The sequence below is a fragment of the Trabulsiella guamensis ATCC 49490 genome, assembly GCF_000734965.1.
Taxonomy (GTDB): Bacteria; Pseudomonadota; Gammaproteobacteria; order Enterobacterales; family Enterobacteriaceae; genus Trabulsiella; species Trabulsiella guamensis.
This window is the reverse complement of the sequence record NZ_JMTB01000090.1, coordinates 1-26,984: the sequence shown is the minus strand read 5'-3', so window position 1 is coordinate 26,984 and position 26,984 is coordinate 1. Positions and strand designations below refer to the sequence as shown.

General features: G+C 52.2%; 28 protein-coding genes and 2 pseudogenes. 12 read left to right on the top strand and 18 right to left on the bottom strand.

Annotated features, from left to right (window positions below; translation table 11 throughout):
• Positions 1-26: 26 nt before the first annotated feature.
• Complete coding sequence (locus GTGU_RS14120; RefSeq protein ID WP_051857359.1) at positions 27-1,031, top strand: DUF1202 family protein; 1,005 nt, start codon at positions 27-29, stop codon at positions 1,029-1,031.
• 14 nt (positions 1,032-1,045) lie between these two features.
• On the opposite strand, the gene hemW is transcribed toward GTGU_RS14120, so the two are convergent.
• Genes hemW through GTGU_RS14095 form a run of 5 tightly spaced genes read right to left on the bottom strand, consistent with a single transcriptional unit; the run spans position 1,046 to position 4,355 of the window.
• On the bottom strand, positions 1,046-2,188 hold the full coding sequence (hemW, locus tag GTGU_RS14115; protein ID WP_038158195.1) for a radical SAM family heme chaperone HemW: 1,143 nt from the start codon (positions 2,186-2,188) through the stop codon (positions 1,046-1,048).
• Positions 2,181-2,774, bottom strand: a complete 594-nt coding sequence (locus GTGU_RS14110) for an XTP/dITP diphosphatase (protein WP_038158193.1) — start codon at positions 2,772-2,774, stop codon at positions 2,181-2,183. The genes hemW and GTGU_RS14110 overlap by 8 nt, the downstream gene beginning before the upstream one ends.
• 8 nt (positions 2,775-2,782) lie before the next feature.
• A complete protein-coding gene (gene yggU, locus GTGU_RS14105; protein ID WP_038158190.1) occupies positions 2,783-3,073 on the bottom strand; it encodes a DUF167 family protein YggU in 291 nt (96 codons plus the stop codon).
• The gene (locus GTGU_RS14100; RefSeq protein ID WP_038158188.1) at positions 3,070-3,633 is read right to left on the bottom strand and encodes a YggT family protein; all 564 of its coding nucleotides are present in this window, start codon (positions 3,631-3,633) and stop codon (positions 3,070-3,072) included. The genes yggU and GTGU_RS14100 overlap by 4 nt, the downstream gene beginning before the upstream one ends.
• 8 nt (positions 3,634-3,641) lie before the next feature.
• Positions 3,642-4,355, bottom strand: a complete 714-nt coding sequence (locus tag GTGU_RS14095; RefSeq protein WP_038158186.1) for a YggS family pyridoxal phosphate-dependent enzyme — start codon at positions 4,353-4,355, stop codon at positions 3,642-3,644.
• A gap of 16 nt (positions 4,356-4,371) precedes the next feature.
• On the opposite strand from GTGU_RS14095, the gene GTGU_RS14090 reads away from it, so the two are divergent.
• On the top strand, positions 4,372-5,352 hold the full coding sequence (locus GTGU_RS14090; protein ID WP_038158221.1) for a type IV pilus twitching motility protein PilT: 981 nt from the start codon (positions 4,372-4,374) through the stop codon (positions 5,350-5,352).
• Between the two features lie 457 nt (positions 5,353-5,809).
• Positions 5,810-6,463 carry a LuxR C-terminal-related transcriptional regulator gene (locus tag GTGU_RS14085; RefSeq protein WP_038158183.1) on the top strand — a complete coding sequence of 218 codons (654 nt, stop codon included), beginning with the start codon at positions 5,810-5,812 and terminating at the stop codon, positions 6,461-6,463.
• Between the two features lie 39 nt (positions 6,464-6,502).
• Here the strand turns inward: GTGU_RS14085 and ruvX are convergent, their stop codons facing one another.
• From ruvX to metK, 8 genes are all read right to left on the bottom strand, one after another.
• A complete protein-coding gene (gene ruvX / locus GTGU_RS14080; protein ID WP_038158219.1) occupies positions 6,503-6,919 on the bottom strand; it encodes a Holliday junction resolvase RuvX in 417 nt (138 codons plus the stop codon).
• On the bottom strand, positions 6,919-7,482 hold the full coding sequence (locus GTGU_RS14075; protein WP_038158180.1) for a YqgE/AlgH family protein: 564 nt from the start codon (positions 7,480-7,482) through the stop codon (positions 6,919-6,921). Before GTGU_RS14075 ends, ruvX begins: the two co-directional genes overlap by 1 nt.
• A gap of 99 nt (positions 7,483-7,581) precedes the next feature.
• The gene (gene gshB / locus GTGU_RS14070) at positions 7,582-8,529 is read right to left on the bottom strand and encodes a glutathione synthase (protein ID WP_038158178.1); all 948 of its coding nucleotides are present in this window, start codon (positions 8,527-8,529) and stop codon (positions 7,582-7,584) included.
• Positions 8,530-8,549: 20 nt separating this feature from the next.
• Entirely contained in the window at positions 8,550-9,281 is a 732-nt protein-coding gene (rsmE, locus tag GTGU_RS14065) for a 16S rRNA (uracil(1498)-N(3))-methyltransferase (RefSeq protein ID WP_038158176.1), read from the bottom strand.
• Positions 9,282-9,328: 47 nt separating this feature from the next.
• Positions 9,329-10,036, bottom strand: a complete 708-nt coding sequence (gene endA, locus GTGU_RS14060) for a deoxyribonuclease I (protein WP_038158174.1) — start codon at positions 10,034-10,036, stop codon at positions 9,329-9,331.
• Between the two features lie 94 nt (positions 10,037-10,130).
• Positions 10,131-10,628, bottom strand: coding sequence for a SprT family zinc-dependent metalloprotease (locus GTGU_RS14055; protein ID WP_038158172.1), 498 nt, complete (start codon positions 10,626-10,628; stop codon positions 10,131-10,133).
• A gap of 76 nt (positions 10,629-10,704) precedes the next feature.
• Positions 10,705-12,099, bottom strand: coding sequence for a sugar porter family MFS transporter (locus GTGU_RS14050; protein ID WP_038158169.1), 1,395 nt, complete (start codon positions 12,097-12,099; stop codon positions 10,705-10,707).
• Positions 12,100-12,490: 391 nt separating this feature from the next.
• On the bottom strand, positions 12,491-13,645 hold the full coding sequence (metK, locus tag GTGU_RS14045) for a methionine adenosyltransferase (protein WP_038158165.1): 1,155 nt from the start codon (positions 13,643-13,645) through the stop codon (positions 12,491-12,493).
• 245 nt (positions 13,646-13,890) lie between these two features.
• Here metK and GTGU_RS25790 point away from each other — a divergent pair, with 245 nt between their 5' ends.
• The 5 genes from GTGU_RS25790 to speB all read left to right on the top strand — a co-directional run bounded on the left by GTGU_RS25790 (position 13,891) and on the right by speB (position 17,516).
• Positions 13,891-14,142: an NADPH-dependent FMN reductase family protein gene (locus GTGU_RS25790; RefSeq protein ID WP_156964178.1), complete on the top strand. Its 252-nt coding sequence runs from the start codon at positions 13,891-13,893 to the stop codon at positions 14,140-14,142.
• Positions 14,111-14,212: a hypothetical protein gene (locus tag GTGU_RS27060; RefSeq protein ID WP_425427456.1), complete on the top strand. Its 102-nt coding sequence runs from the start codon at positions 14,111-14,113 to the stop codon at positions 14,210-14,212. Before GTGU_RS25790 ends, GTGU_RS27060 begins: the two co-directional genes overlap by 32 nt.
• A gap of 92 nt (positions 14,213-14,304) precedes the next feature.
• A complete protein-coding gene (gene yqgB, locus GTGU_RS24780) occupies positions 14,305-14,436 on the top strand; it encodes an acid stress response protein YqgB (RefSeq protein ID WP_156964182.1) in 132 nt (43 codons plus the stop codon).
• Between the two features lie 8 nt (positions 14,437-14,444).
• A complete protein-coding gene (speA, locus tag GTGU_RS14040; RefSeq protein ID WP_072011991.1) occupies positions 14,445-16,421 on the top strand; it encodes a biosynthetic arginine decarboxylase in 1,977 nt (658 codons plus the stop codon).
• A gap of 174 nt (positions 16,422-16,595) precedes the next feature.
• Positions 16,596-17,516: an agmatinase gene (gene speB, locus GTGU_RS14035; RefSeq protein ID WP_038158159.1), complete on the top strand. Its 921-nt coding sequence runs from the start codon at positions 16,596-16,598 to the stop codon at positions 17,514-17,516.
• Positions 17,517-17,653: 137 nt separating this feature from the next.
• Here the strand turns inward: speB and loiP are convergent, their stop codons facing one another.
• Positions 17,654-18,412 (bottom strand): metalloprotease LoiP, encoded by a 759-nt coding sequence (gene loiP, locus GTGU_RS14030; protein WP_038158157.1) that lies wholly within the window; start codon positions 18,410-18,412, stop codon positions 17,654-17,656.
• 283 nt (positions 18,413-18,695) lie between these two features.
• Here loiP and tkt point away from each other — a divergent pair, with 283 nt between their 5' ends.
• From tkt to fbaA, 4 genes are all read left to right on the top strand, one after another.
• A complete protein-coding gene (gene tkt / locus GTGU_RS14025) occupies positions 18,696-20,687 on the top strand; it encodes a transketolase (RefSeq protein WP_038158154.1) in 1,992 nt (663 codons plus the stop codon).
• A gap of 321 nt (positions 20,688-21,008) precedes the next feature.
• Positions 21,009-22,028, top strand: coding sequence for an erythrose-4-phosphate dehydrogenase (epd, locus tag GTGU_RS14020; protein ID WP_038158152.1), 1,020 nt, complete (start codon positions 21,009-21,011; stop codon positions 22,026-22,028).
• 48 nt (positions 22,029-22,076) lie between these two features.
• The gene (pgk, locus tag GTGU_RS14015; RefSeq protein WP_038158150.1) at positions 22,077-23,240 is read left to right on the top strand and encodes a phosphoglycerate kinase; all 1,164 of its coding nucleotides are present in this window, start codon (positions 22,077-22,079) and stop codon (positions 23,238-23,240) included.
• Positions 23,241-23,338: 98 nt separating this feature from the next.
• Positions 23,339-24,418 (top strand): class II fructose-bisphosphate aldolase, encoded by a 1,080-nt coding sequence (gene fbaA / locus GTGU_RS14010; RefSeq protein ID WP_038158148.1) that lies wholly within the window; start codon positions 23,339-23,341, stop codon positions 24,416-24,418.
• 453 nt (positions 24,419-24,871) lie between these two features.
• Here fbaA and GTGU_RS26685 read toward each other — a convergent pair whose 3' ends face one another.
• The 4 genes and pseudogenes from GTGU_RS26685 to GTGU_RS26375 all read right to left on the bottom strand — a co-directional run.
• Positions 24,872-25,237, bottom strand: a complete 366-nt coding sequence (locus GTGU_RS26685; protein WP_245609616.1) for a hypothetical protein — start codon at positions 25,235-25,237, stop codon at positions 24,872-24,874.
• A gap of 13 nt (positions 25,238-25,250) precedes the next feature.
• Positions 25,251-25,931: pseudogene (locus GTGU_RS24760) on the bottom strand (RHS repeat-associated core domain-containing protein); the annotation flags it as partial.
• A gap of 121 nt (positions 25,932-26,052) precedes the next feature.
• Positions 26,053-26,475 (bottom strand): hypothetical protein, encoded by a 423-nt coding sequence (locus GTGU_RS25785; protein WP_156964176.1) that lies wholly within the window; start codon positions 26,473-26,475, stop codon positions 26,053-26,055.
• A pseudogene (locus tag GTGU_RS26375) lies at positions 26,457-26,984 on the bottom strand (type IV secretion protein Rhs); the annotation flags it as partial. The pseudogene GTGU_RS26375 and the gene GTGU_RS25785, both read right to left, overlap by 19 nt.

The window sequence follows — 26,984 nt, the reverse complement described above, 5'->3', positions numbered from 1 at the left end:
CATTCATACCCCACAAGGATATTTTCATGAAAATACAGGGAATCGTTTCCGCGTCATTGCTTTTCTTTGCCTCACTGACAGCATTTGCAACCAGTAATGCCCCCACTTACCCGGTGCTGAGCCAGCAGTTCAGCGAGCAATACAACGGCCTCTTTCACCTTGAAGCTATTACCCTCGAACCCCTTGATGCACGTGGCAATCAGGCGACGTATTCGGTAAAAGGCGATATGTCAGCGACGGAAGATTTGTACGCTATCGTCGGGATGGCGGCAGATTATCAACTGGTGGAAAAAACCTGGACCAAAGGCAAGCCGGTGAAATTTTCCGCCATGATGACGGCAACGGGCACGCCGGAGTCCGGCTGGACGACATCCTTTCTCTCCATGCAGACGGCGGCAAAAAACGTAGGTCATCCGCTGGAAGATGCGGGCAATCAGGATAAATATCTCATCGTTAACGACTTTGGTTTCGATGCGCGGCTGGCGAAAATTAACGCCGACTATGCTTCGCTGAAAGCCAGACAGCAGGTGTCGCTGACCCGGCAAAAAGCGCTTGAGCAGGAAATCGCCACGCTGGAGCGGCAAATCAATGCCAGCTGGGGAGAAGATAAGAACGGTAAACCGTTGACCCGAAGCGACGTGCAAGACGCATTGCTGCAGGAGCTGTATCAGTTTGGTAAAGACAACGATCCACTAAAATTTGAAAATCACTACAATGCGACCGTCTATGAACCCGCGCTGGAAGCCTGCCAGAAAAAACCAGACTGCGATGCGACACCGTTGCGAAAAGCGCGGGATATCGCGCTGAGCGATCAACAGCGCAAGTATTCGGTACAGTTCAAAATCATGAGTAATAAGATCAAAGACGAAATGGCTGCGCGGGATGACACGCTGCAGCCATTGCGGCTCAAGCAAGGTGAGTTGCGCACCGAATTGATGAAACTGAACACCAGCAGCGATGAGGCACAGCGCCGTTTAGAGCGCTGGGATCGTGACATCGCTTACTTACGCCGAAACGGTATCATTCATTAACGAGGGCGTTGTTCTCACTCCTCATCAGCGAGGAACAGCTCCAGCAGCGAGTTTAAGAACAGCTTACCATGTTCGGTGATCTGCCAGAATTGTTCGCACTCGGTGAGATACCCCTGCGTCAGCGCTGCATCAAGTTGTGGGCGAATTACCGCTTCCGTTAAGCCAGTGTAACGTGTGAATTCGGTGCGGGGCGCGGGCTCCAGCAGGCGGAAACGGTTCATGAAGAATTCGAAGGGTTTGTCTTGCGCCGCCACGTCGTGCTGGCGCTCAAGGTAGCGGCCTTCCATATAACCACGCGGGTGGCGGGTTTTGGCGGTGCGCAGAATGCGCCCGTTAGGGAAGGTCACTTTGCCGTGCGCGCCGCAGCCAATCCCCAGATAGTCGCCGAAGCGCCAGTAGTTGAGGTTGTGCTGACACTGATAGCCTGGTTTTGCATAGGCTGAGGTTTCATATTGCTGATACCCCGCCGCCGTCAGTAGCTGATGGCCTTGCTCGAAAATATCCCACAACGCGTCGTCGTCAGGCAGTACTGGTGGGCGCGAACCAAACAGCGTGTTTGGTTCAATGGTGAGTTGATACCACGACAGATGTGGCGGATCCAGTTCAATGGCCTGGCGCAGATCATCCAGCGCCTCGTCGAGCGTTTGGTCCGGCAAGCCGTGCATCAGATCGAGGTTAAAACTGCGCAGCCCGAGGCTACTCGCCAGCCGTGCAGCACGCTTTGCCTCTTCCGGCCCGTGAATACGTCCCAGACGCTGCAATTTTGCCTCGCTGAAGCTCTGCACGCCGATAGAAATACGGTTGACCCCGGCACGCTGGTAATCGGTAAAACGATCTGCCTCAACCGTGCCCGGGTTCGCTTCCATGGTGATTTCTGCATCCGCAGCAAGATACAGACGGGTGCGGACGCCGTCGAGCAGGGTCTGCATTGCCTCGCCTGAAAGCAGGCTCGGCGTACCGCCGCCAATGAAAATGGTCTTTACGGCCCGCCCTTGTGCGTACGCAACGTCTGCGTCCAGATCGCGTAGTAGATGCTGAACGTAATCGTCGTGCGGCACCTCGCCCTTGAGCGCGTGCGAGTTAAAGTCGCAGTACGGGCATTTCTGCACGCACCATGGAATATGAATGTAAAGACTCAGCGGCGGTAAATCAGCCATTGCGTAATGTTTCCAGTAACGTTTTCAGCGCCTGACCACGGTGAGAAATGGCAATTTTCTCTTCGTGGGTCAGTTCAGCGGCAGTTTTACCTTCTGAGGGCACAAAGAAGATGGGATCGTAGCCAAAACCGCCCTGACCGGCAGGCTCACGGGTGATCACGCCCGGCCAGCGGCCATGGCACACCAGTGGAGTCGGATCCTCAGCATGGCGCAGGTAAACCAGCACACAGTGAAACTGCGCCTGACGCTGCCCGTCCGGCACATCCTGCAGCGTGTGCAGCAGTTTTTCCAGATTCTCACGGTCGGTCGCGTCCACGCCGGCGTAACGAGCGGAGTAAATGCCCGGCGCGCCGCCAAGCGCGTCAACCGCCAGGCCCGAATCATCGGCAATCGCCGGCAGACCGGTAATCTGTGCTGCATGACGTGCTTTCAGAATCGCGTTTTCGATAAACGTCAGACCCGTCTCTTCCGCCGAGTCTACGCCGAGCTCCGTCTGAGCGACAATATCGAGGCCAAAATCGCTAAGCAGCGTAGCCAGTTCACGCACTTTACCGGCGTTACCGGTGGCGAGGACAACTTTTTGCATGGGATATCCTAATTTATCAGCGCCGCGACGTCAGTCGGGATGTTTTGCGGATCGATAATTTTAACTTGCTTATGACGGCCGAGTTCGCCTTTTTCAATGATGACCTGGCTTTTTGCTACCCGAAACTGTTTGGCGAGGAATTTTACCAGATGCGCGTTAGCCTGACCGTCGACAGGCGGGGCGGTGATGGCGACTTTTAACTCGTCGCCATGCACGCCCACAATGCTGTCCCGGCTGGCTTTCGGTTGAATGTATAACCTAAGTACCAGCCCATCGCTGTAGGGGGTGACTGCACTCAAGCCCAGCTCCAGATGATCGCCAGCGGCATGGAGATGTTGGTCAGCAGTTCGCCAACGCCCATGTTGATGACGTACATCAGCAGCACGAGGATCATCGGTGAAAAGTCAATGCCGCCCATAGAAGGCAGGAAACTACGAATAGGGCGCAGCAGCGGATCGGCCAGTTGCATCAATACATATTCCACCGGGCTGCGTCCCTGGCTGACCCAGCTCATGATTGCCATCGCCAGCAATACCCAAAAGATCAGCGAACCCAGCGTCTTAACCAGCACCAACAGTGCGGCAATCGCAATAGCAGCGCCGCCAACGGAAACGTACGGGCAGAAAAAGCCTTTGATGGCGCAAAGGATCAGCGCAATCAGCAGCGAGGCGCTGTCAATCGGCCCCATCGACGGCAGAATGCGGCGTAGAGGCCCGACGACAGGCTGAGTGACTTTCACGATGAACTGGGAAAAGGGATTGTAAAAATCACACCGTGCCCACTGCATCCAGATACGAAGCAACAGCACCATCGTGTAAATCTGGAGAACCAGAGCTAACAAAGTGGACAAGGTAATCATGGCGTTCCTCAGTTTCCTTTATTTTTTGTGTAATCACGCGCACCGAAAATGGCGGTGCCGATGCGTACCATTGTGCTACCGGCTGCGATGGCAGCGTCCATATCATCCGACATGCCCAGTGAGAGCGTATCGACTGTCGGGTAGCGTGTTTTCAGTTCGGCAAATGCTACAGCCATTTGTCGGGCAACGGCAAACTGCCTTTCATATTCAGTTTCTGGCGCCGGAATAGCCATCAGGCCGCGAAGCCGGAGGCCAGGTAATTCGACAATCTCCGCCGCCAGCGCATCCAGTGATGCCAGCGGAATACCGGATTTGCTCTGTTCGTCACTGATATTAATCTGGATCAGCACATTAAGCGGCGGCAGATCAGCCGGGCGCTGTTCGCTTAAGCGGGTCGCGATTTTCAGCCGATCGATGGTATGGCACCAGTCAAAATGCTCAGCGACCAGACGGCTTTTGTTGGACTGCAACGGGCCAATAAAGTGCCACTGCAGATCGTTGCGGCCTGCGTCCTGAAAGTAGCGGATTTTATCCACCCCTTCCTGAACGTAGTTTTCACCAAATGCGCGTTGACCCGCAGCAATGGCTTCTTCGATGGCGCTCGCAGGTTTTGTTTTACTGACTGCAAGCAGCGTAACTTCTTCTGAATCGCGGCCGCATCGTGCAGCGGCGGTCAGGATTTTGTCCCGGACCTGTGCCAGGTTATGCGCAATGTCGTTCATTTTTCCTGGTGGGTATATGGATATACAAGAAATCGTGGAGCTTAGTGTAAAGCATAACGTCTCGGATCTACACCTGTGCAGTAGCAGACCAATACGCTGGCGTCGGCAGGGGCGGCTCGAGCCTGCGCCGATCCCCGCATTTAATGTTGAATCGCTGCTCGCTGGCTGGTTGTCAGAAGAGCAGCGCATGGCCTGGCAGACGCATCAGCAGACGGATTTTGCCGTCGCACTGGCTGATGGCAAACGCCTGCGCGCCAGCGCGTTTGTCACTACACAGGGGGTATCGCTGGCGCTGCGTTTGTTGCCAGAACAATGCCCGCAACTGGCAACGCTCGCTGTGCCGCCAGCGCTGGAGAATCTGTTACATGAAGAGAGTGGGTTGATCCTGGTGACAGGGGCGACCGGTAGCGGAAAATCCACCACTCTCGCGGCGATGGTGAATCACCTCAATCATCATATGGACGGGCATATTTTGACGCTGGAAGATCCGGTGGAATTTGTCCATCACAGCGAGCGTTGTCTGATCCAGCAGCGGGAACTGGGAACACACTGCTCATCTTTTGCCGACGGGCTGCGTGCCGCGCTGCGTCAGGATCCGGATGTGATCCTGCTTGGTGAGCTTCGCGATCGTGAAACCATCAGACTGGCGCTGACAGCGGCAGAAACGGGGCATCTGGTGCTCGCTACGCTGCACACTCGCAGTGCCACTTCGGCAGTAGAGAGGCTAGTAGATGTTTTCCCGGCACAGGAAAAAGAGCAGGTGCGCAGCCAGCTGGCCGGGAGCCTTTGCGCGGTGCTGGCGCAAAAACTGGTGGCGGATAAACAGGACGGCCGGGTGGCGTTGTATGAACTACTGGTCAATACGCCTGCTGTTGCCAGCCTGATCCGTGAAGGGAAGGGGCATCAGTTGCCTGGTGTCATGCAAACCGGACTACAATCCGGCATGCAGACCTTTACCCAGAGTTATCAACAACGGGTGGCTGCCGGGAAAATTTAATCTGCGAAATTGATGGTCATCAATTTCAGAAATTATATTTTTATATTAGTAATTGCAGTAAATCATTATCGATATAAATATGTGTACGTAATGAAATGCAATGAAACATAAAAAATATTTATGTTGCAATATTGTCATGGCCAATTATTACTGCTATAGGATATTCTGTCTTTCGGGTAATAACCCGAGGGTTCAGGCTTACAGAACGCTTCTTGAGGCAGCGGGGCTGAGCAAATTGCGAGCGATTCATAAGATTGTGTTGTGATTAGTGCAAAAGAAAGCGTGATATCTTTTGACTATTCTCCCCCGTTCGTTCTATTCTGAGTACGGAAACAGGATGTTTCTCGTAAAATATTGTTTCAATTTTGCTGTTATTTTTTATAAATAGTAAGAAAATTTTTTTAGTTTTTCTTCATTTAACCACCATGAAGGTGAATGTTAACTAAGGAGAGTTTAAATGATTGATATTTCTAATAAAGTTCAAAGAGTGCGGCACGTGTTACTTATTACCCATCCTTCCGTACAGGCAAATACGTTTGCTTCATACCTTTCGGATCAGCTGCAGATTTCTGTCGAAGTTCATAATATTAATAAACCTCTGATGCACCGTCTGCCAAAAGGTGTGGTGATACTTTTTGATATTGCCATATCTAACAAAAAGCTGAATAGCATCTGGCGGGATCTTATTCGTACTCAGATTGATGCGCCTCGTCTGTTAATTATCAATAGTGCGCAGAAGTATGAGTTATACGAAATGACACAATGGCCTTCACTATATGGTGTATTTCGTCATGACGATGATGAGTCTCGTTTATTTGAAGGAATACGGGCCATATTAAATGGTGAGCAGACGGCAGAATTGAGTGTTATGCACCCGGCAATGTATGGCGCGGGTAATCATGCGGATGCTGATGACAATATTCCGCTGACCGAACGCGAGTGTGAGATCCTCAATGAATTACGTCACGGCGCGACGAACATGGATATCGCCCGCGCCTTGTTTATCAGCGAAAATACCGTGCGCACCCATTTATATAACGTTTTTCGTAAGCTGAGCGTGAAGAACAGAACCCAGGCGGTAAGCTGGGCGAATGAACATTTACGTCATTGATTGTTGCGGTTACCGGGTGCCATTGTTGCACCCGGAGGGTCAGTAGCCCTGTTCGAAAAAGCTTTCGAGGATAATTACGGCGGAGGCGGAATCGACGCTGCCTTTGTTGAGTGCCCGGAAGCCGCCGTGCTCAAACAGCCCGGCTTTTGCTTCAACGGTGCTCAGGCGTTCATCATGCAGCGTGACCTTCACACCAAAGCGGCCATGAATTTTGTTGGCAAAATTGCGCGCGCGGGCGGTCAGTGGCTGTTCCGTTCCGTCCATATTCAGCGGTAAACCGACGATCACGTTTTCCGGTTGCCACTCTTTCAACAGGCGCTCAATGCTGCTCCAGTCAGGTGTGCCGTCCTGCGCTTTGAGCGCATTCAACGGACGTGCGGTGCCGGTAATGCGCTGGCCTACCGCCACACCAATGCTTCGCGTTCCAAAATCAAAAGCAAGCAGTGTTCCGCTCATCATGCATGCCCCGCTACGCCTGGCATGGTCAGAATATCAATGCCGATCAGTTTGGCCGCTTCACGCCAGCGGTCGGCGATGGGCGTATTGAAAAGAATATTCAGATCCGCCGGGGCAGTCAGCCAGGCGTTATCGAGGATCTCCTGCTCCAGTTGCCCTTTCTCCCAGGACGAGTAACCGAGCGCTACGAGTACCTGGGAAGGCTGCTCTGCGGTGCCGAGCGTTTCAAGCACATCGCGGGAGGTAGTGATCACGGTATTGTCGGAAATGCGGATGCTTGAGGAGAAATCAGACGGCGGCGTATGAAGGATAAAACCACGATCTTCAGCCAGCGGACCCCCGAGCATTACCGGCTTATCCAGGCGGACGGCGGGATCGCGCGGTTCAGGAATAATCTTCAGTTTTTCCAGAATGCCTTCAACCTTAAGATTTTCCAGCGGTTTATTGATAATAATCCCCATGGCGCCATCATCATTGTATTCACAGATATAAACGACAGAGCGACGGAAGATCGGATCCTGAAGCGCAGGCATGGCAATAAGAAAGTGGTGCTGTAAATTCATTGTCAGAGGTTCTGTGTCCTGTTTGAAAAAGCAGCACCCAGTATGCTGGATAAGCAAGGGTGCTGTCGAGCGCGGGCGGTTTCCCTTCGCCCGCGTAGTTTACTTCGCCAGACGCTTTTCGATAGCATCCATCAACATACCGGTGATGGAAATCGGAAATTCTGCTTCGATTTCGCGAATGCAGGTCGGGCTGGTGACGTTGATTTCGGTCAGACGGTCACCAATGATATCAAGACCAACGAAGATCAGTCCTTTCGCTTTCAGTGTTGGGCCCACTTTTCGGGCAATTTCCCAGTCGCTTTCCGTCAGCGGACGCGGTTCGCCACGACCCCCGGCCGCCAGGTTGCCGCGAGTTTCGCCGCCCTGGGGGATACGCGCCAGGCAGTAAGGCACTGGTTCGCCGTCAACCACCAGTACGCGTTTATCACCGTCTTTGATCGCCGGTAGATAGTTTTGCGCCATGCAGTAGCGGGTGCCCAGCTCAGTCAGGGTTTCTGCAATGACCGCGATGTTTGGGTCGCCCTCTTTAACGCGGAAAATGGAAGAGCCTCCCATGCCGTCCAGTGGCTTCATGATGATGTCGCCATGCTTCTGCCAGAAGGCTTTCAACTGCGTTTTACTGCGGGTTACCAGCGTTTCCGGCGTCAGGTCGGCAAACCAGGCGGTATAGAGTTTTTCGTTACAGTCGCGCAGGCTCTGAGGCTTGTTGACGATTAGCGTCCCTTTCTCTTCCGCGCGCTCTAAGATGTAGGTCGCGTAGATGTATTCAGTGTCAAAAGGGGGATCCTTACGCATCAGGATCACGTCGAGATCAGCGAGCGCCAGATCCTGCTCGCCGCTGAATGCGTACCACTTGTCATAGTTCTGCTCAACGCTGAAGGTGCGCGTATGCGCGCGGGCTTCACCGTTGATCAGATACAGATCGTTCATCTCCATATAATGAAGTTCATAACCACGACGCTGTGCCTCCAGCAGCATAGCGAAGCTGGAGTCTTTCTTGATGTTGATGTTCGCAATGGGATCCATCACGATGCCTAGCTTAATCATTATCGTTCTCCATTAAAGCATCAGCCCAGGTCACCAAAACGCACTTGCAGGGCGGTAATGGCGGTGAGCGCGGTGGTTTCTGTACGCAGAACGCGAGGTCCCAGCAGGATATCAGTAAACTGATAGCGCGCGGTCATGGCGATTTCATCCGCTGACAGTCCACCTTCCGGGCCAATCAGCAGACGTACGCGTTCTACCGGCAACGGCAGCGTGTTGATGCTCTGGCTGGCGCGCGGGTGCAGGTTTAGCTTCAGGCCGTCGTCCTGCTCGGCACACCAGGCTTCCAGATCCATCGCCGGGCGAATTACCGGCACCTGATTGCGGCCACACTGTTCGCATGCCGCAATGGCGATTTTCTGCCACTGCTGGATCTTCTTATTCAGGCGTTCAGCATCCAGTTTAACGCCGCAGCGCTCAGAAAACAGTGGCGTAATGAGGCTTACACCGAGTTCGATCGATTTCTGGATAGTGAATTCCATTTTTTCGCCGCGCGACATCACCTGACCTAAATGAATATGGAGCGGCGACTCGCGATCGTCCAGGGTGGCACGCTGAACGCTGACCCGGACGCTTTTTTTATCCGCCTGAATGATATCGGCATCAAACACCTGATTGCTGCCGTCAAAAAGTTGCACTTGCTGACCGGTGGTCATACGCAGCACGCGACCAACGTGGTTGGCCGCATCGTCGGAAAGGGCAATCTGGCTGCCCACAGTGATGCTTTCAGGGTGATAAATGCGGGGAATGCGCATAGCTGTAGATATCCGGACTCTGAATTTACAATGGCCGCTAGTGTAGGTTAGCTCTTTTGCGGCTGGCAAGCGCGCTGGACATACGGGTTATGGTTGCCCTGAATTTTTGCGATTCGCGCATCGCGCTGGCACTCCCATTCCGTGACCGGATACAGCTTCGCCCAGACCGTGAACAATTGCGTCTGCTGGCGTGAGAGCGTGAGCTGATAGCGATCACGCATATAGAACCACGTCCGGGCGATGCTGCCGCGGGCGCGCGGTGGCGGCTCGGCGCGTTTGTTTTTAAAATCGACCTTCATGGCGCACTGCCCGTACTGGCCTTCGCCGCCGCTCCACTGGCTGTACATGAAGTTTCCGCGATCGCCGTTCACCTCGCCCACGGCGGGTTGCAGGTTATGCATATCGCTTTCCATCTGCCGGTAGACGGGATCTTTGGCGCAGTTTTTACGTCCACCGTCCTGCCAGCACTGGCGCTGGTGACCGAATTGCCACGCGGGAACCACATGTTCCCACTCAATGCGGCTGGCGCGGTTTTCATTTTTACGCACTTTATAGCCGCAGGAGTCGAGGTCGACGACCCCTTTCTTTCCCTGCCAGTGAATTTTACAGCCACAGTAAAAATCGCCCGGCGCATCGGCATTCACCTTTACCCCGGCGGCTTTGGCCTGCGAAAAGTTATGGATACCGGCGGCCAGAAGTTGGCCAGAAAATACCGTCGCCAGCCAGACAACGGCAAAAGACAACATACGGGACATTACAAACTCCGTGTTAAAGCGAGCCTGCAACGTAACGAAAGATGTTCCGGGATGCAATCAGTTAAATCATGAAAGTTCTTGATAATTCTGACGGTTATTCCGACATCAGCGGTTCGCCGCATTGCCTGCAGCGATAAACCGCTTCGCCGCGAACCACCCGATTATGCCGCCGGACAGTGAGCTGATGCTGCTGGCATTTGCAGCGGTAGGGGAAGGTATTGGTACGTACTGAACCAAGCTCAAACCGGTGCGTACGCCGGGCAGGGACGCCGAGCACACTTTCCATCATCCATTTCCACTCTTTGCCATGCGGCGAAACGCGGCCAAAGGTTTTCCACACCAGCAAGTGCGCCAGTTCATGGGGAACGACTTCGTCGATGAATTCCTGCTCATTTTCCATCAGCAGAACGGGGTTGAGGCGAATTTCGTAGGTTTCCAGCCACGCGGTACCGGCCGACGTGCCGCGCTGATGGTACACCAGTTTCGGCTCCGGGTAGTTGCGGCCAAGCTTCAGGTTAGCCTGTGCCAGTTTATCGCGCAGACAGCGCATAACGGCCTGCTGAGTTGCGATAGGGATACGCTGGGTTTTCATAACGCCAGAGAATAATTCGATGCCAGAGGGAGTGCAATAAGAAGCTTCCTCCCGTTCGGGAGGAAGCCGGGGGAGGTTAGTCGTGTGCGCCAATTTCACGTAAAGGGCGACCACGCATCAGGTTGCGCTCGATGTGCTCCAGCGACACGTGTTTGGTTTCCGGCACCAGCCACAGCGTCAGGACAATGAACAACAGGTTCAGGCCACCGTACACCCAGAAGGTGTTGGCGTTGCCGAGCGAGTTGAGCATTGTCAGGAAGGTCGCGCCGACAATCATGTTGGCGATCCAGTTGGTTGCAGTGGAGCAGGTGATACCGAAATCGCGGCCTTTCAGCGGCTGGATCTCAGAACACAGCACCCAGATTAGCGGACCAGCGCTCATCGCAAAACCGATGATGAACATCAGCAGCATTGCTACGGCAAAGTACTGGGCAGTGGTGGAGTGAATACCGACATGCATCATCGTGCCCAGCACGCCCATGCCTGCCGCCATCACCAGGAAACCGAGGATCAGCGTTGGCTTACGACCCCAGCGGTCAACGAGGCCAATCGCGATGAAGGTTGCCAGTACGTTGGTCAGGCCGACAATCACGGTACCCCACATCTGCTCATTGGTGTTGGTGTATCCCGCCAGCTCAAAGATTTTTGGCGCGTAATACATGATGACGTTCATGCCGGTGAACTGTTGCATCACCTGCAACAACACGCCGAGGAATACCGCGCGGCGAAAGTTGCTGTTCTCTTTGAACAGCGCCCAGCCGGTCTGTTTAACCTTCAGGCTTTCGCGGATCTCTTCCAGCTCGTTACGCGCTTCAGCACTGCTGTCGCGCAGGCGCAACAGCACCCTTTCGGCATCATGAAAGCGCCGTTTCGCCGCAAACCAGCGCGGGCTGTCCGGCAGAAAGAAGACGCCGATCAGTAACAGGATCGCCGGGATGATAATCACGCCGAGCATCCAGCGCCATGCACCGCTGTAACTGAAGGCGGTATCGGACAGATAAGCACCGAGGATCCCGATGGTAATCATCAGTTGGTACATCGAAATCATACTGCCGCGGATTTTTTCCGGCGCGATTTCAGAGAGATAAAGCGGCGCGGTATAAGATGCAACGCCAACAGCCAGACCCAGCAACACGCGGGAAAGGATCAATACTTCGACGTTTGGCGCAGCGGCTGAAAACAGTGAACCCGCCACAAACAGAATTGCGCCAATTATCAGGCTCTTTTTACGCCCGAGGCGATACGAGAGCCAGCCGCTGCCGACAGCGCCAACGGCGGCGCCGAACATCATTGAACTGACTACCCACTCTTGCGTGTGCGCGTTGATCTGGAACTCATCGGTAATGAAGGGCAACGCCCCCGCAATGACACCAATATCAAGGCCAAACAGTAGTCCCGCCAGGGCTGCGAGAAAACAGACAAAAAACGTCATCGCCTTGTTAGAACGCCCCTGTTTCTGATTGCCAGGCATTATGCCCTCCGGTTGAATTATCAGTTTTGTCGATTCTAAGGGTAGGTCAGGAAAGCGGGTGAGAGTGTGATGTGCATCACAATGTTGTAATCGGTTACATTATTAAGTGTGCAATCATGATAAAAATATATAAATAAATCAATGAAATATAATATATTGAGGGTGTGTGAAATCCTATTTTTCAGAGTTAACTGAATGGATGTGTAACAACGCATTGAGCTCACTGAAAAAGAGGAAAAAACAAGTATGATCGTTGATGATGCGTAGTGTAATCGCTTTCACGCAGATCAGCAAAACGGTAAGCGAAGTAAAAAAGTAGACTGGTAGTTAATAATAGCAGCAATAAAAAAGGCCAGCATTTCGCTGGCCTTTAATGCATAAAACAGGTGAATTATTTCAGACCGGCAGCGTCACGCAGCAGCGCGGCTTTGTCGGTTTTTTCCCATGGGAAATGTTCACGACCAAAGTGACCGTAGGCAGCGGTTTCTTTGTAGATCGGGTGCAGCAGATCCAGCATCTGGATCAGGCCGTACGGACGCAGATCGAAGAATTCGCGTACCAGCAGTGTCAGCTGTTCGCTCGGGACTTTTTCAGTACCGAAAGTTTCCACCATGATGGAAGTCGGTTCGGCCACGCCAATGGCGTAGGAAACCTGAATTTCACAACGATCTGCCAGACCGGCCGCGACGATGTTTTTCGCAACATAACGCGCCGCGTACGCTGCAGAACGGTCAACTTTAGACGGATCTTTACCGGAGAACGCACCACCACCATGACGCGCCATGCCGCCGTAGGTATCGACGATGATTTTACGACCGGTCAGACCGCAGTCTCCCATCGGGCCACCGATAACAAAACGGCCAGTCGGGTTGATGAAGAACTTGGTCGACGCGTTCAGCCATTCTGCTGGCAGAACCGGTTTGATGATCTCCTCCATCACGGCTTCCTGCAGTGATTTCTGGTCGATATTCTCCGCGTGCTGAGTGGACAGCACGACAGCATCAATACCGGCGATTTTGCCGTCATCGTACTGGAAGGTCACCTGGCTTTTCGCATCCGGACGCAGCCACGGCAGGGTGCCATTTTTACGCACTTCAGCCTGGCGCTGCACCAGACGGTGCGCGTAGGTGATCGGTGCTGGCATCAGCACGTCGGTTTCGTTGGTGGCGTAACCAAACATCAGGCCCTGATCACCCGCGCCCTGTTCCAGCGGATCCGCACGGTCAACACCCTGGTTGATGTCCGGCGACTGCTTACCAATCGCGCTCAATACCGCGCAGGAATTGGCGTCAAAGCCCATATCGGAATGCACATAGCCAATTTCGCGGACGGTGTTACGGGTGATCTCTTCGATATCAACCCAGGCACTGGTAGTGATTTCACCACCGACCAGCACCATGCCGGTTTTGACGTAGGTTTCACAGGCAACGCGTGCTTTCGGATCCTGTTCGAGGATCGCGTCCAGGACGGCGTCGGAGATTTGGTCAGCAATTTTGTCTGGATGCCCTTCAGATACGGACTCGGACGTAAAGAGGTGTTTTGCCATGTTTTATTTCACCTAAGGAGAGTACGTTAAGCTCAAACTTTTGTATCTGTTAACTTTTCTGGATGATTCCGCTAGCACTGCGGGAAATAGTCACAAGAAGTCTGAGTGTTAATCAGTATAGATGGATTAACATCTGGATGGCTATTTTAGGTGATTTATTCATCGGATTGCCAGTTTTTTTTGATGCAGGTCGCATTCGATGACAAAAAGGCGTTGGAAATTTTTCCTGACAGCGGTGGCAGAGTGTGCATTTTTATTTTGCATTTTGCCCCGGTTATCGGTATAAAACGCCGCGCGCGGCTTATGCAAAAAAGCGCACGGTGAACAACATCGTGTCGCCACTTCCAGCCGGGTTAAGCAGTGAATTATTAGCTTTGGCTTGTCGCTGGCCTCAGGAGGCTGGCGTGGAGGTGATACGAAAGAATGAACCGTCGTTTTCCGCTGAATCAGTCATGCCGTTCTGGTATGCGTTTAATTCCCGCAACCTGCATCTCTAATTTGCAAACCTGCCGATGTTCTACCCATCTCGGCGCTTCTCAGGATTCCAGGGCCGGTAAGGCGTTGTGAAGACTGAACAAGGGCGCTCTTGTTCCGACAAGAGTTTTCTCGTGGTTTCTCCGGATAGTCATAATTAGTCCGGATCTGTGTTTTACAATGATATGAACATGAAACCGGTCGCACGGCCGCAGACTCAGCACGCTGTGCTGGGAAAACGCGTCGTTTATGGGTTGTTATCGCAATATTACGCTGCGATAGTAGTCAACTGTTTTACACTTAATAAGACAATTTGAGGTTCGCTATGTCTGACGACATTTCTATGGTTTCGCCTTCGTCAGCAGGCGAACAGGGTGTACTACGTTCCATGCAGGAGGTTGCGATGAGCTCCCAGGAAGCCAGCAAGATGCTACGTACTTACAACATTGCCTGGTGGGGCAATAACTACTACGACGTCAACGAACTGGGACACATCACCGTCTGCCCGGATCCTGATGTGCCGCAGGCGCGCGTTGATCTCGCTGAACTGGTGAAAGCCCGCGAAGCGCAGGGGCAACGTCTGCCTGCACTGTTCTGCTTCCCGCAGATCCTGCAACACCGTCTGCGTTCGATTAACGCCGCGTTCAAACGCGCGCGTGAATCTTACGGCTACCACGGTGACTACTTCCTGGTTTATCCGATCAAGGTGAACCAGCATCGTCGCGTCATTGAGTCGCTGATCCACTCCGGCGAACCGCTGGGTCTGGAAGCAGGTTCTAAAGCGGAACTGATGGCGGTGCTGGCGCATGCCGGAATGACCCGCAGCGTGATCGTCTGTAACGGTTATAAAGACCGCGAGTATATTCGCCTCGCGCTGGTCGGCGAAAAGATGGGCCATAAGGTCTATCTGGTCATCGAAAAGATGTCCGAAATTGCTATCGTGCTGGAAGAAGCCGAGCGTCTGAATGTGGTGCCGCGCCTTGGCGTGCGTGCGCGTCTGGCCTCGCAGGGTTCTGGTAAATGGCAGTCTTCCGGTGGTGAAAAATCCAAATTCGGCCTCGCGGCAACGCAGGTGCTGCAACTGGTGGAGATTCTGCGTGACGCAGGGCATCTGGAAAGTCTGCAACTGCTGCACTTCCATCTCGGCTCGCAGATGGCGAACATTCGCGATATCGCGACTGGCGTACGTGAATCCGCGCGTTTCTACGTGGAACTGCATAAGCTTGGCGTCAACATTCAGTGCTTTGACGTCGGCGGCGGTCTCGGCGTGGATTACGAAGGGACCCGTTCGCAGTCTGATTGCTCGGTTAACTACGGCCTGAATGAGTACGCCAATAACATTATCTGGGCGATTGGCGATGCCTGTGAAGAAAACGGCCTCCCGCACCCGACGGTGATCACCGAATCCGGTCGCGCGGTGACTGCTCATCATACCGTGCTGGTTTCGAATATCATTGGCGTTGAGCGCAACGAATACACCGTGCCTGCCGCACCGGAAGCGGATGCCGCCCGCGCGCTGCAAAGCATGTGGGAAACCTGGCAGGAGATGCACGAGCCAGGCAACCGCCGTTCGCTGCGTGAATGGCTGCACGACAGCCAGATGGATCTGCACGATATTCACGTTGGTTATTCTTCCGGTACTTTCAGCCTGCAGGAGCGTGCCTGGGCGGAGCAACTGTATCTGAACATGTGCCACGAAGTGCAGAAGCAGCTCGATCCAAGCAACCGCGCGCATCGCCCGATCATTGATGAACTGCAGGAACGTATGGCGGATAAAATTTACGTCAACTTCTCGTTGTTCCAGTCGATGCCGGACGCCTGGGGTATTGATCAACTATTCCCGGTGCTGCCGCTGGAAGGGCTGAACCACGCGCCGGAACGCCGTGCGGTGCTGCTGGATATCACCTGTGACTCCGACGGCGCTATCGATCATTATGTCGATGGCGACGGGATCGCCACCACCATGCCGATGCCGCCGTACGATCCTGAAAACCCGCCGATGCTGGGCTTCTTTATGGTCGGGGCTTATCAGGAGATCCTCGGCAACATGCACAACTTATTCGGTGATACCGAAGCGGTTGACGTGTTTGTCTTCCCGGACGGCAGCGTGGAAGTTGAGCTGTCTGACGAAGGGGATACAGTGGCGGACATGCTGCAATACGTGCAGCTTGATCCCAACACACTGCTGACGCAGTTCCGCGATCAGGTGAAAAACACGGATCTTGATGCCGCGCTGCAGCAGCAGTTCCTCGAAGAGTTTGAAGCGGGTCTGTACGGCTATACTTATCTGGAAGACGAGTAACCAATAATGCCCCGCTGGCGCTATGCTTACCGGGCCAGTGGATCTTACTTGAACCCGTACAAAATAACGGCGATAATTCGTCTCTATAAGCAGTAACCCAAATCAATCCCTTCCTCGTCGGGCCTAACGACGCGGAGGGGATTTTTTTTACCGACTTTAGAAGAGGTCATAGCCATGAGTACCTTAGGAAATCAGTACGACAACTCTCTGGTATCTAACGCGTTTGGTTTTTTACGCCTTCCGCTGAATTTCCAGCCGTATGACAGTGACGCTGACTGGGTTATCACCGGCGTACCGTTTGATATGGCGACCTCTGGTCGTGCTGGTGGTCGCCACGGCCCGGCGGCAATCCGTCAGGTTTCCACTAACCTTGCCTGGGAGCACAACCGCTTCCCGTGGAACTTCGACATGCGCGAGCGCCTGAATGTCGTGGACTGTGGTGATCTGGTTTACGCCTTCGGCGATGCCCGTGAAATGAGTGAAAAACTGCAGGCGCACGCGGAAAAACTGCTGGCGGCTGGTAAGCGCATGCTTTCTTTCGGTGGTGATCACTTCGTGACATTGCCGCTGCTACGCGCTCACGCGAAACACTTCGGTAAAATGGCGCTGGTGCATTTCGACGCGCACACCGATACCTACGCCAACGGTTGCGAGTTTGACCATGGCACGATGTTCTTTACCGCGCCGAACGAAGGGCTGATCGATCCGAACCATTCCGTGCAGATCGGCATCCGTACCGAGTTCGATAAAGACAACGGTTTCACCGTGCTCGACGCCGGTCAGGTGAACGACCGCACCGTGGACGATATCATCGCGCAGGTGAAACAGATTGTCGGTGATATGCCGGTGTACCTGACTTTCGACATCGATTGCCTGGATCCGGCGTTCGCACCGGGTACTGGTACGCCGGTCATCGGCGGACTGACGTCCGATCGCGCTATTAAACTGGTACGAGGCCTGAAAGATTTGAACATTGTGGGAATGGACGTTGTAGAAGTAGCGCCAGCCTACGATCAATCTGAAATTACCGCACTGGCGGCAGCGACCCTGGCACTGGAAATGTTGTATATCCAGGCTGCCAAAAAAGGCGAGTGATCGGACTATTTTACTTGCCATTTTGAACCCGGGCAGTGCTCGCCATCCTCACGTACTACATGTACGCTCCGGTGGCTGTGTGCTGTCCGGGATCAAACTGGCTTCGCCAATAACGTCCGATGCCATTAGATATATGATTATTTAATCCCGTCCGCCTTCATACGGTCGCGCACATGTTGTGCACGCTCGGCAGAAGCCGGATGGTCGTCAAACATAGAGCTCTGGCGACCGGCATCCAGTTTCGCCAGTTTTTCAAAGCTGGTGGCTAGGCCCGTCGGGTTGATGTTGCGTTTACGCAGCAGATCATAAGAGTAGTCATCCGCTTCGGCTTCCTGGCGTTGCGAGAACTGTGAGTTCACCAGTTTTTCGCCCAGATCGCCCAGTTGCGACTGTGACAGGCTTCCTACGACACCACCAGTCGAGGCGGCTGCGACACGCAGGGCGTTAGTCCCCAGCGCAACCTGCATGCCTTTCTTCACGTGACCCAATGCAACGTGGCCCATTTCATGACCGATAACCGCTTCGACTTCGTTATCATTCATCATGTCCATCAAGCCGCTGTAAACACGGATACAGCCATTTGCCATCGCAAAGGCGTTCACGTCTTTAGTCACATAGACCTTGTAGTTCACAGGCTGACCATTAATGTTGTCGCCAAGTGCCGCGGCAATCTTATTGAGGCGTTTGGTGTATTCGCTGCTGGCAGGCGCGATGGTGGCTTTGCTGTCCAGCTCTTTACAGGACTGGTCGCTTAACGTTTTGACCTGTTCATCAGTGAGTGAATATGCCTGAAAAGCTTCCGCACCGGAGCTTAACAACCCGTTTGAATCCATGTTCTGGCAACCGGTTAGCGCGGTTGCGATCCCTAAGGCAAGTAATGCTGAGCGTATTTTCATCGGTTTATCTTCCGCACGGTGTAGTCATATCATTCTGAAAAGCGGTCCGCAGACAGACAACGCGGATCGTGCTGGAAGTATAAAGAAAATAACAACAATGGCGTAAGCAGATTGCGCAACATGCGAGCATGATCCAGAGATTTCTGAAACGGCAAAAGGATGGTCCATGTACATGCTTTGTCGCTTGGGTTACATTGTTCACACTTTTTTCCGGCGTAGCCCAAAACGCGCTGTCGTCAAGTCGTTTCGGGCATGGCCTTCAACAGTCCGATCTGGAGTCAAAATGTCCTCACGTAAAGAGCTTGCCAATGCTATTCGTGCGCTAAGCATGGACGCAGTACAGAAAGCGAAATCCGGTCACCCCGGTGCCCCGATGGGTATGGCTGACATTGCCGAAGTCCTGTGGCGTGATTTCCTGAACCACAACCCGCAGAATCCGTCCTGGGCAGACCGTGACCGTTTCGTACTGTCCAACGGCCACGGCTCCATGCTGATTTACAGCCTGCTGCACCTCACCGGTTACGACCTGCCGATGGAAGAGCTGAAAAACTTCCGTCAGCTGCACTCGAAGACCCCGGGCCACCCGGAAGTGGGTTACACCGCCGGTGTTGAAACCACCACCGGTCCGCTGGGGCAGGGCATTGCCAACGCCGTGGGCATGGCGATTGCCGAGAAAACCCTGGCAGCACAGTTCAACCGTCCGGGTCATGACATCGTTGACCACTTCACGTATGCCTTCATGGGCGACGGCTGCATGATGGAAGGCATTTCCCACGAAGTGTGCTCCCTAGCGGGCACCCTGAAACTGGGCAAACTGGTGGCGTTCTATGACGATAACGGCATCTCCATCGACGGTCATGTGGAAGGCTGGTTCACCGACGACACCGCGAAACGCTTTGAAGCCTACGGCTGGCATGTGGTGCGTGGGGTGGACGGTCACGACGCTGACGCCATCAAACGTGCGGTGGAAGAAGCCCGTGCGGTGACAGACAAACCGTCGCTGCTGATGTGCAAAACCATCATCGGTTTCGGTTCGCCGAACAAGGCCGGTACGCATGATTCCCACGGTGCACCGCTGGGTGATGCGGAAGTCGCCGCCACCCGCGAACAGCTGGGCTGGAAATATGCGCCGTTTGAAATCCCGTCTGAAATCTATGCACAGTGGGATGCAAAAGAAGCCGGCCAGGCGAAAGAGTCTGCCTGGAATGACAAATTTGCTGCGTATGCGAAAGCCTTCCCGCAGGAAGCTGCTGAGTTCACCCGCCGTATGAAGGGTGACATGCCGACAGACTTCGCCGCGAAAGCGCAGGCGTGGATTGAAAGCCTGCAGGCGAATCCGGCGAAAATCGCCAGCCGTAAGGCGTCGCAGAATGCCATCGAAGCTTTCGGGCCGTGGCTGCCGGAATTCCTCGGTGGCTCCGCGGACCTGGCACCGTCCAACCTGACCCTGTGGTCCGGTTCGAAAGCCATCAACGAAGACGCGGCAGGCAACTACATTCACTACGGCGTGCGCGAATTCGGTATGACCGCCATTGCCAACGGCATCGCGCTGCACGGTGGTTTCCTGCCGTACACCTCCACCTTCCTGATGTTTGTGGAATATGCGCGTAACGCGGTACGTATGGCGGCGCTGATGAAACAGCGTCAGGTGATGGTCTACACCCATGACTCCATTGGTCTGGGCGAAGACGGCCCGACCCACCAGCCGGTTGAGCAGATGGCGTCCCTGCGCGTGACCCCGAACATGAGCCTGTGGCGTCCGTGCGACCAGGTGGAATCGGCGGTGGCGTGGAAATACGGTGTCGAGCGTCATGACGGCCCGACCGCGCTGATTCTGTCCCGACAGAACCTGGCGCAGCAGGAGCGTACCGCGAAACAGCTGGCGGATATCGCCCGCGGCGGGTATGTGCTGAAAGACTGTGCCGGGCAGCCGGAGCTTATCTTCATTGCCACCGGCTCTGAAGTGGAGCTGGCGGTGGCAGCCTGGGAAAAACTGTCTGCGGAAGGGGTGAAGGCTCGCGTGGTCTCCATGCCGTCCACCGACGCGTTTGACAAACAGGATGCGGCATACCGTGAATCTGTACTGCCGAAAGCTGTTTCGGCCCGTGTGGCGGTGGAAGCCGGTATTGCGGATTACTGGTACAAGTACACAGGTCTGAACGGTGCTATCGTAGGGATGACCACCTTCGGTGAGTCTGCCCCGGCTGAGAAGCTGTTCGAAGCGTTCGGCTTTACCGTCGACAACGTTGTTGCGAAAGCAAAAGCGCTGCTGTAATCACGTAAACGCTGAAAACGGGTCGCTCAGGCGGCCCGTTTTTTTGCCGTCGGGAAAAAAACGGATAATTCCTGGCAGCGGAATAACCAGACCACATAAACCGCTTTAAAATGTGACGCAGGTCAGATAACTGTCTTCTCTCACTGGACAATCATTCCTTTTATTCCCCGTTTCGCTTATGCTAGCTGAAACGCTTCAGTCGATTAAATGTTCGACAAATAATCAATCAGTCGCAGTTTGTGACAGGCGAGGTTCCCCTTAGCGCGTTGCTGCATTACTCTGTCAGCCACCTCAAATCAGGGAACGTCTCGCAGGAGATCTATGACCGTACGCGTAGCGATTAATGGCTTCGGTCGCATCGGACGCAACGTGGTTCGCGCTTTATATGAATCCGGGCGTCGTGCGGAAATTACCGTGGTGGCAATCAATGAACTGGCAGATGCTACGGGCATCGCGCATTTGTTGAAATATGACACCAGCCATGGCCGTTTTGCCTGGGATGTTCGCCAGGAGCGGGAACAGCTGTATGTCGGTGAAGATGTTATTCGTCTCCTCCATGAGCGCAGTATTGAGGCGCTCCCCTGGCGGGAACTGGGTATCGATGTGGTGCTTGACTGCACCGGTGTGTATGGCAATCGCGAACATGGCAAAGCGCATCTCGCCGCGGGCGCGAAGAAAGTGCTTTTTTCACACCCGGGCAGTAACGATCTGGACGCGACCATCGTCTATGGCGTTAACCAGCATGAACTCCTCGCCGAACACCGCATTGTCTCCAACGCATCCTGTACCACGAACTGCATCATCCCTGTCATTAAACTGTTAGATGATGCGTACGGAATAGAGTCGGGTACGGTAACGACGATCCACTCTGCAATGCATGATCAGCAGGTGATCGATGCTTATCACCCGGATTTACGCCGCACTCGTGCAGCAAGCCAGTCCATTATTCCTGTGGATACCAAACTGGCGGCGGGGATCACGCGTATTTTTCCGCAATTCAATGATCGCTTCGAAGCGATTGCCGTACGTGTTCCGACAATAAATGTGACGGCGATCGATCTTAGCGTCACAGTGAATAAATCGGTAAAAGCCTGTGAAGTCAACCGGTTGCTGCAAAAAGCAGCACAGGATGCATTTCATGGTATAGTTGACTATACGGAATTGCCGTTGGTCTCCACCGATTTTAACCACGATCCGCACAGCGCCATCGTTGATGGCACTCAGACGCGAGTCAGTGGCGCGCATCTGATCAAAACGCTGGTCTGGTGTGATAACGAATGGGGCTTTGCTAACCGAATGCTCGACACCACGTTAGCAATGGCCGCGAAAGGTTTCAGGTAAAGCGCGTGTGCGCTTGCAAAACTTTAAGAATCAACGAGAGGATTCACCATGTCTGTAATTAAGATGACCGATCTGGATCTGGCTGGTAAACGCGTTTTTATCCGTGCGGATCTGAACGTACCGGTTAAAGATGGGAAAGTGACCAGCGACGCGCGTATTCGTGCATCTCTGCCGACCATCGAACTGGCACTGAAACAGGGTGCAAAAGTGATGGTGACTTCCCACCTGGGTCGTCCGACCGAAGGCGAGTACAATGAAGAATTCTCTCTGCTGCCGGTTGTTAATTACCTGAAAGACAAACTGTCCAGCCCGGTACGTCTGGTGAAAGACTACCTGGACGGCGTGGAAGTGGCTGCAGGTGAACTGGTTGTTCTGGAAAACGTTCGCTTTAACAAAGGCGAGAAGAAAGACGACGAAGCGCTGTCTAAGAAATACGCTGCACTGTGCGACGTGTTCGTGATGGACGCTTTCGGTACCGCGCATCGCGCGCAGGCATCCACTCACGGTATCGGCAAATTCGCTGACGTCGCGTGTGCGGGTCCGCTGCTGGCCGCTGAACTGGATGCGCTGGGTAAAGCGCTGAAAGAACCAGCTCGTCCGATGGTTGCTATCGTCGGCGGTTCTAAAGTTTCTACCAAACTGACCGTACTGGATTCTCTGTCAAAAATCGCTGACCAGCTGATTGTCGGCGGCGGCATCGCTAACACCTTCGTTGCTGCCCAAGGCCACAACGTGGGCAAATCCCTGTACGAAGCGGATCTGGTTGATGAAGCTAAACGTCTGCTTGGCACTTGCGATATTCCGGTTCCAACTGACGTTCGTGTGGCGACCGAGTTCTCCGAAACTGCGACTGCAACTCTGAAATCAGTTAATGACATTAAAGATGACGAGCAGATTCTGGACCTGGGTGACGTTTCAGCACAGAAACTGGCTGACATCCTGAAAAACGCCAAAACCATTCTGTGGAATGGCCCGGTTGGCGTGTTCGAATTCCCGAACTTCCGTAAAGGTACCGAAATCGTGGCTAACGCGATTGCCGACAGCGAAGGCTTCTCCATCGCAGGCGGCGGCGACACCCTGGCGGCTATCGACCTGTTCGGTATTTCCGACAAGATTTCCTACATCTCTACTGGCGGCGGCGCATTCCTCGAATTCGTCGAAGGCAAAGTCCTGCCGGCAGTTGCGATGCTCGAAGAGCGCGCGAAGAAGTAAGACATTCAAGGGCAGGGAAACCTGCCCATTTTTCAGCGCGCTGTGAAAGCACGCTCCTCTTTCTTAGGCCCGACGATACAGATACAGGACTACGTAACATGTCTAAAATTTTTGATTTCGTAAAACCTGGCGTGATCACTGGTGATGACGTTCAGAAAGTGTTCCAGGTAGCAAAAGAAAATAACTTTGCTCTGCCCGCTGTTAACTGCGTGGGTACCGACTCCATTAACGCCGTTCTGGAAACCGCAGCAAAAGTTAAAGCACCGGTTATCGTTCAGTTCTCCAACGGCGGTGCAGCGTTCATCGCTGGTAAAGGCGTGAAAACTGACATCCCTCAGGGCGCAGCAATCCTGGGTGCGATCTCTGGCGCGCATCACGTTCATCAGATGGCTGAGCACTACGGTGTTCCGGTTATTCTTCACACTGACCACTGTGCGAAGAAACTGCTGCCGTGGATCGACGGTCTGCTGGACGCTGGTGAAAAACACTTTGCGGCAACCGGTAAGCCGCTGTTCTCTTCTCACATGATCGACCTGTCCGAAGAGTCTCTGCACGAAAACATCGAGATCTGCTCTAAGTACCTGACTCGCATGTCCAAAATCGGCATGACCCTGGAAATCGAACTGGGTTGCACCGGTGGTGAAGAAGACGGCGTGGACAACAGCCACATGGATGCTTCTGCTCTGTACACCCAGCCGGAAGACGTTGATTACGCGTACACTGAACTGAGCAAAATCAGCCCGCGTTTCACCATCGCTGCCTCCTTCGGCAACGTACACGGCGTGTACAAACCGGGTAACGTGGTACTGACCCCGACTATCCTGCGTGATTCTCAGGAATATGTTTCTAAGAAACACAACCTGCCGCACAACAGCCTGAACTTCGTCTTCCACGGCGGTTCCGGTTCTTCTGCTCAGGAAATCAAAGACTCTGTAAGCTACGGTGTAGTAAAAATGAACATCGATACCGATACCCAGTGGGCAACCTGGGACGGTATCCTGCAGTACTACAAAGCGAACGAAGCTTACCTGCAGGGCCAGCTGGGCAACCCGAAAGGCGAAGACCAGCCGAACAAGAAATACTACGATCCACGCGTATGGCTGCGTGCTGCACAGACCAGCATGATTACGCGTCTGGAGCAGGCATTCAAAGAACTGAACGCGATCGACGTTCTGTAATCTGCCTGATGGTAATGGAATGGCTTCCTGGGGGAAGCCATTTTTTTTGTCTATGATAATTGTTCTCCTGCAAATGCTACAGGAGGCAGTAACGGAAAATATTAGTCCTCTTTTTTGATAATAAATATTACATGACTAAAAAGTAAGCTGCCGACTGTATTGATCTTTTTTAAAGTTCCGTTATTACCGTTTCGATTTTGAGATGCGGGTGAAGCAGTCCGGAAGGTAAATTGTTTGAATAAGCTACTCACCGAAATGGCATTCAATGATGCTGGAGTCCTGAATATCATCATCACACTGAAAATAAGCAGTAACACTGTCACTTGGATTTTATAAAACTCTTGTCCTATTAAATCCACAGATAATTTACCCTTGAAAGCGATCTGGCTATGATGCACAAGCTTACATTCACAATATAGATATATTAATCCAATGAATCATACCTATAGCTTTTTAGCTTCCATTTTCTATTTTCCATTTCAAATATAAATATTTCCCGGACAATTCTTTTTGAGTACTTGGAATAATACACCAAAGATATCTCATTGTTCGAAAATAAATTGTGAGTGATTTTTTAAACCTGAGATTAGATTTAATAAATGAACCAAGATCTTTTTCTTTGGCGCTTACCATAAAGTCGATAAAATCTTTTTTTAAGGTTGTTTTTTTGAGGTTGGCCGAAGTTAGATCATATATATTAGAATAATCCCCTCTCTGATATAGTTCATGGAAGGTGTTTGCATTTTGTATTGCTGGTTCTATGTTTATAGGTGAACAACCGCATAATAATAAAGACAGAATCAAAATAACATATTTCATCCGACATTTCCTGTTAATTTACCAAGCATTCCTGCCATGTTTTACAAGTAAGAACCATAGCCGAAGCATCAACGCCAATACCAGCGCCCACAGATTCTGTTGAAGATTCAGGATTGTCTATATCGGCAGCGTAAGTATACGCAAAGTGTCCAATTACTCCACCCCCAACTGTTGTGCCAATAGTTTTACTTACTCCAGAAGAAGGCAAAGAGTTAGATTCGGAGTATGTAATAGCCGCACTAAGCCCCCCACCAATTCCTGCGTGGCCACATGCCGTAGCATAGGCGCAAATATCAGAAAGTATTTCACCTTTCTTTTTAGCGAAAGCGACACCAACCCCAACATGGCCACCTAGTGATACCAGGTCACCACCACCAGAAATATCAATAGATGAAGTGCCAGATGAATCATCATGCCACACGTCATACATTAATTGGTATAAATTATACAAACCTAAAGGATCTATTTCTGTAATCGGATTTAACGGATACTTATAAGAATTCCACCCTCCTCGTAACCCAATCAGATCCTGAGTAATATACCGTCCCTGCTCCGGGGCATAGTATCGATGACGGTTATAATACAGCCCCGTCTCTTTATCATACTACTGTCCCGGCAACCGGATAAGTTGTTGCAGATTGCCGGGGGTATCCTTACGCAACATATTCCCCCACTCATCAAATTCTGCGCTCCAGGTAATCTCCTTGTTAGCGTAAATCCACACTGCGCCAGTCGTTGGCGCATTACGTCGCTGACTGCACTGTGCTGCTTTGTGTTCATAAATTTAACTTTTGCTAACATAATGTTTTCATTCGTTAACAATATTTCATTTGTAACCATCTAACCGCTAGAGAAACACAACCACCAATGGCACCTAATATAATTCCTAGTATAAATCCATAAAAAAATAAACTGTAATCAGTTATTTTTGGTGTTGTAAGAAATGTGTAAATCGAAATCCCTAAGGAAGTAATTAATGATGCATGGCGGATCGTTTTTTTATGAACAAGCATACCCGCAACGCAACCACATACAATAGTGATTGTATAAAATAGTATGTTAACCAAGTAAACCCAATACCAACCAGGGAAAATTCCTGAAAAAATATAAGATGTAAATTCTTGTAAGAGATATCTTGTGAATATATAGATGCAGATGCAGGTAATGTATGTAATTGTCATTGAGTTTGTGGTTTTATTTTTATGGTTTTTTTGTTGCTTTAATTCAAAGAGTTGCATAGTTCTCTTCCTTTTTCTTTGTTTTCTTCGTTATATTTATTGTTCATAAAACATTGGAATCTTGATGCTGAACCACATTTCTCTGCTCGTGAGTGAGCATCTGAAATGTTTATTAGTGCTTCATCGATTGAGGGAGTTTCGACGTTCATGCCATCAGGGCTGAATCCGGCAGGACTATCTTCGTTGATATTAAATGGACCGATTTGGAAATATTGGTAATCTGCTATTTTTTTATTTCCATTTTGATCTATGCAAATGGCGCCTACAGATTTAGATTTGCTCCAAAAGGCCCATTCTGGACCATCTTTAGTTTCCCAACCTGAAAATTTCCAGTCTGATACTGGTTTTGAAATGGTATTTTCGGATTCAGCAGCTGCATGGTTATAAGCATCTTTCATACCAGCCTGATCAGACCAGCCGCTTAATGCACTAAATGCATTTAACCCAAGAGGATCAATTTTCAATACTGGATTTAATGGATATCTGTAAGGATTCCATCCCCCTTTCAG

Excerpts from the sequence above, each read along its gene's own strand:
- GTGU_RS14075 (WP_038158180.1), bottom strand. The coding sequence starts at position 7,482 with ATGAATTTACAGCACCACTTTCTTATTGCCATGCCTGCGCTTCAGGAT.
- GTGU_RS14120 (WP_051857359.1), top strand. The coding sequence starts at position 27 with ATGAAAATACAGGGAATCGTTTCCGCGTCATTGCTTTTCTTTGCCTCA.
- rsmE (WP_038158176.1), bottom strand. The coding sequence starts at position 9,281 with ATGCGCATTCCCCGCATTTATCACCCTGAAAGCATCACTGTGGGCAGC.
- pgk (WP_038158150.1), top strand. The coding sequence starts at position 22,077 with ATGTCTGTAATTAAGATGACCGATCTGGATCTGGCTGGTAAACGCGTT.
- tkt (WP_038158154.1), top strand. The coding sequence starts at position 18,696 with ATGTCCTCACGTAAAGAGCTTGCCAATGCTATTCGTGCGCTAAGCATG.
- hemW (WP_038158195.1), bottom strand. The coding sequence starts at position 2,188 with ATGGCTGATTTACCGCCGCTGAGTCTTTACATTCATATTCCATGGTGC.
- GTGU_RS26685 (WP_245609616.1), bottom strand. The coding sequence starts at position 25,237 with ATGAAATATGTTATTTTGATTCTGTCTTTATTATTATGCGGTTGTTCA.
- epd (WP_038158152.1), top strand. The coding sequence starts at position 21,009 with ATGACCGTACGCGTAGCGATTAATGGCTTCGGTCGCATCGGACGCAAC.
- fbaA (WP_038158148.1), top strand. The coding sequence starts at position 23,339 with ATGTCTAAAATTTTTGATTTCGTAAAACCTGGCGTGATCACTGGTGAT.
- ruvX (WP_038158219.1), bottom strand. The coding sequence starts at position 6,919 with ATGAGCGGAACACTGCTTGCTTTTGATTTTGGAACGCGAAGCATTGGT.
- GTGU_RS14090 (WP_038158221.1), top strand. The coding sequence starts at position 4,372 with ATGGATATACAAGAAATCGTGGAGCTTAGTGTAAAGCATAACGTCTCG.
- GTGU_RS14100 (WP_038158188.1), bottom strand. The coding sequence starts at position 3,633 with ATGATTACCTTGTCCACTTTGTTAGCTCTGGTTCTCCAGATTTACACG.
- gshB (WP_038158178.1), bottom strand. The coding sequence starts at position 8,529 with ATGATTAAGCTAGGCATCGTGATGGATCCCATTGCGAACATCAACATC.
- speB (WP_038158159.1), top strand. The coding sequence starts at position 16,596 with ATGAGTACCTTAGGAAATCAGTACGACAACTCTCTGGTATCTAACGCG.
- GTGU_RS14085 (WP_038158183.1), top strand. The coding sequence starts at position 5,810 with ATGATTGATATTTCTAATAAAGTTCAAAGAGTGCGGCACGTGTTACTT.
- loiP (WP_038158157.1), bottom strand. The coding sequence starts at position 18,412 with ATGAAAATACGCTCAGCATTACTTGCCTTAGGGATCGCAACCGCGCTA.
- GTGU_RS14110 (WP_038158193.1), bottom strand. The coding sequence starts at position 2,774 with ATGCAAAAAGTTGTCCTCGCCACCGGTAACGCCGGTAAAGTGCGTGAA.
- GTGU_RS14055 (WP_038158172.1), bottom strand. The coding sequence starts at position 10,628 with ATGAAAACCCAGCGTATCCCTATCGCAACTCAGCAGGCCGTTATGCGC.
- GTGU_RS14095 (WP_038158186.1), bottom strand. The coding sequence starts at position 4,355 with ATGAACGACATTGCGCATAACCTGGCACAGGTCCGGGACAAAATCCTG.
- endA (WP_038158174.1), bottom strand. The coding sequence starts at position 10,036 with ATGTCCCGTATGTTGTCTTTTGCCGTTGTCTGGCTGGCGACGGTATTT.
- speA (WP_072011991.1), top strand. The coding sequence starts at position 14,445 with ATGTCTGACGACATTTCTATGGTTTCGCCTTCGTCAGCAGGCGAACAG.
- GTGU_RS27060 (WP_425427456.1), top strand. The coding sequence starts at position 14,111 with ATGCGTTTAATTCCCGCAACCTGCATCTCTAATTTGCAAACCTGCCGA.
- GTGU_RS14050 (WP_038158169.1), bottom strand. The coding sequence starts at position 12,099 with ATGCCTGGCAATCAGAAACAGGGGCGTTCTAACAAGGCGATGACGTTT.
- GTGU_RS25785 (WP_156964176.1), bottom strand. The coding sequence starts at position 26,475 with ATGCAACTCTTTGAATTAAAGCAACAAAAAAACCATAAAAATAAAACC.
- yqgB (WP_156964182.1), top strand. The coding sequence starts at position 14,305 with ATGAACATGAAACCGGTCGCACGGCCGCAGACTCAGCACGCTGTGCTG.
- metK (WP_038158165.1), bottom strand. The coding sequence starts at position 13,645 with ATGGCAAAACACCTCTTTACGTCCGAGTCCGTATCTGAAGGGCATCCA.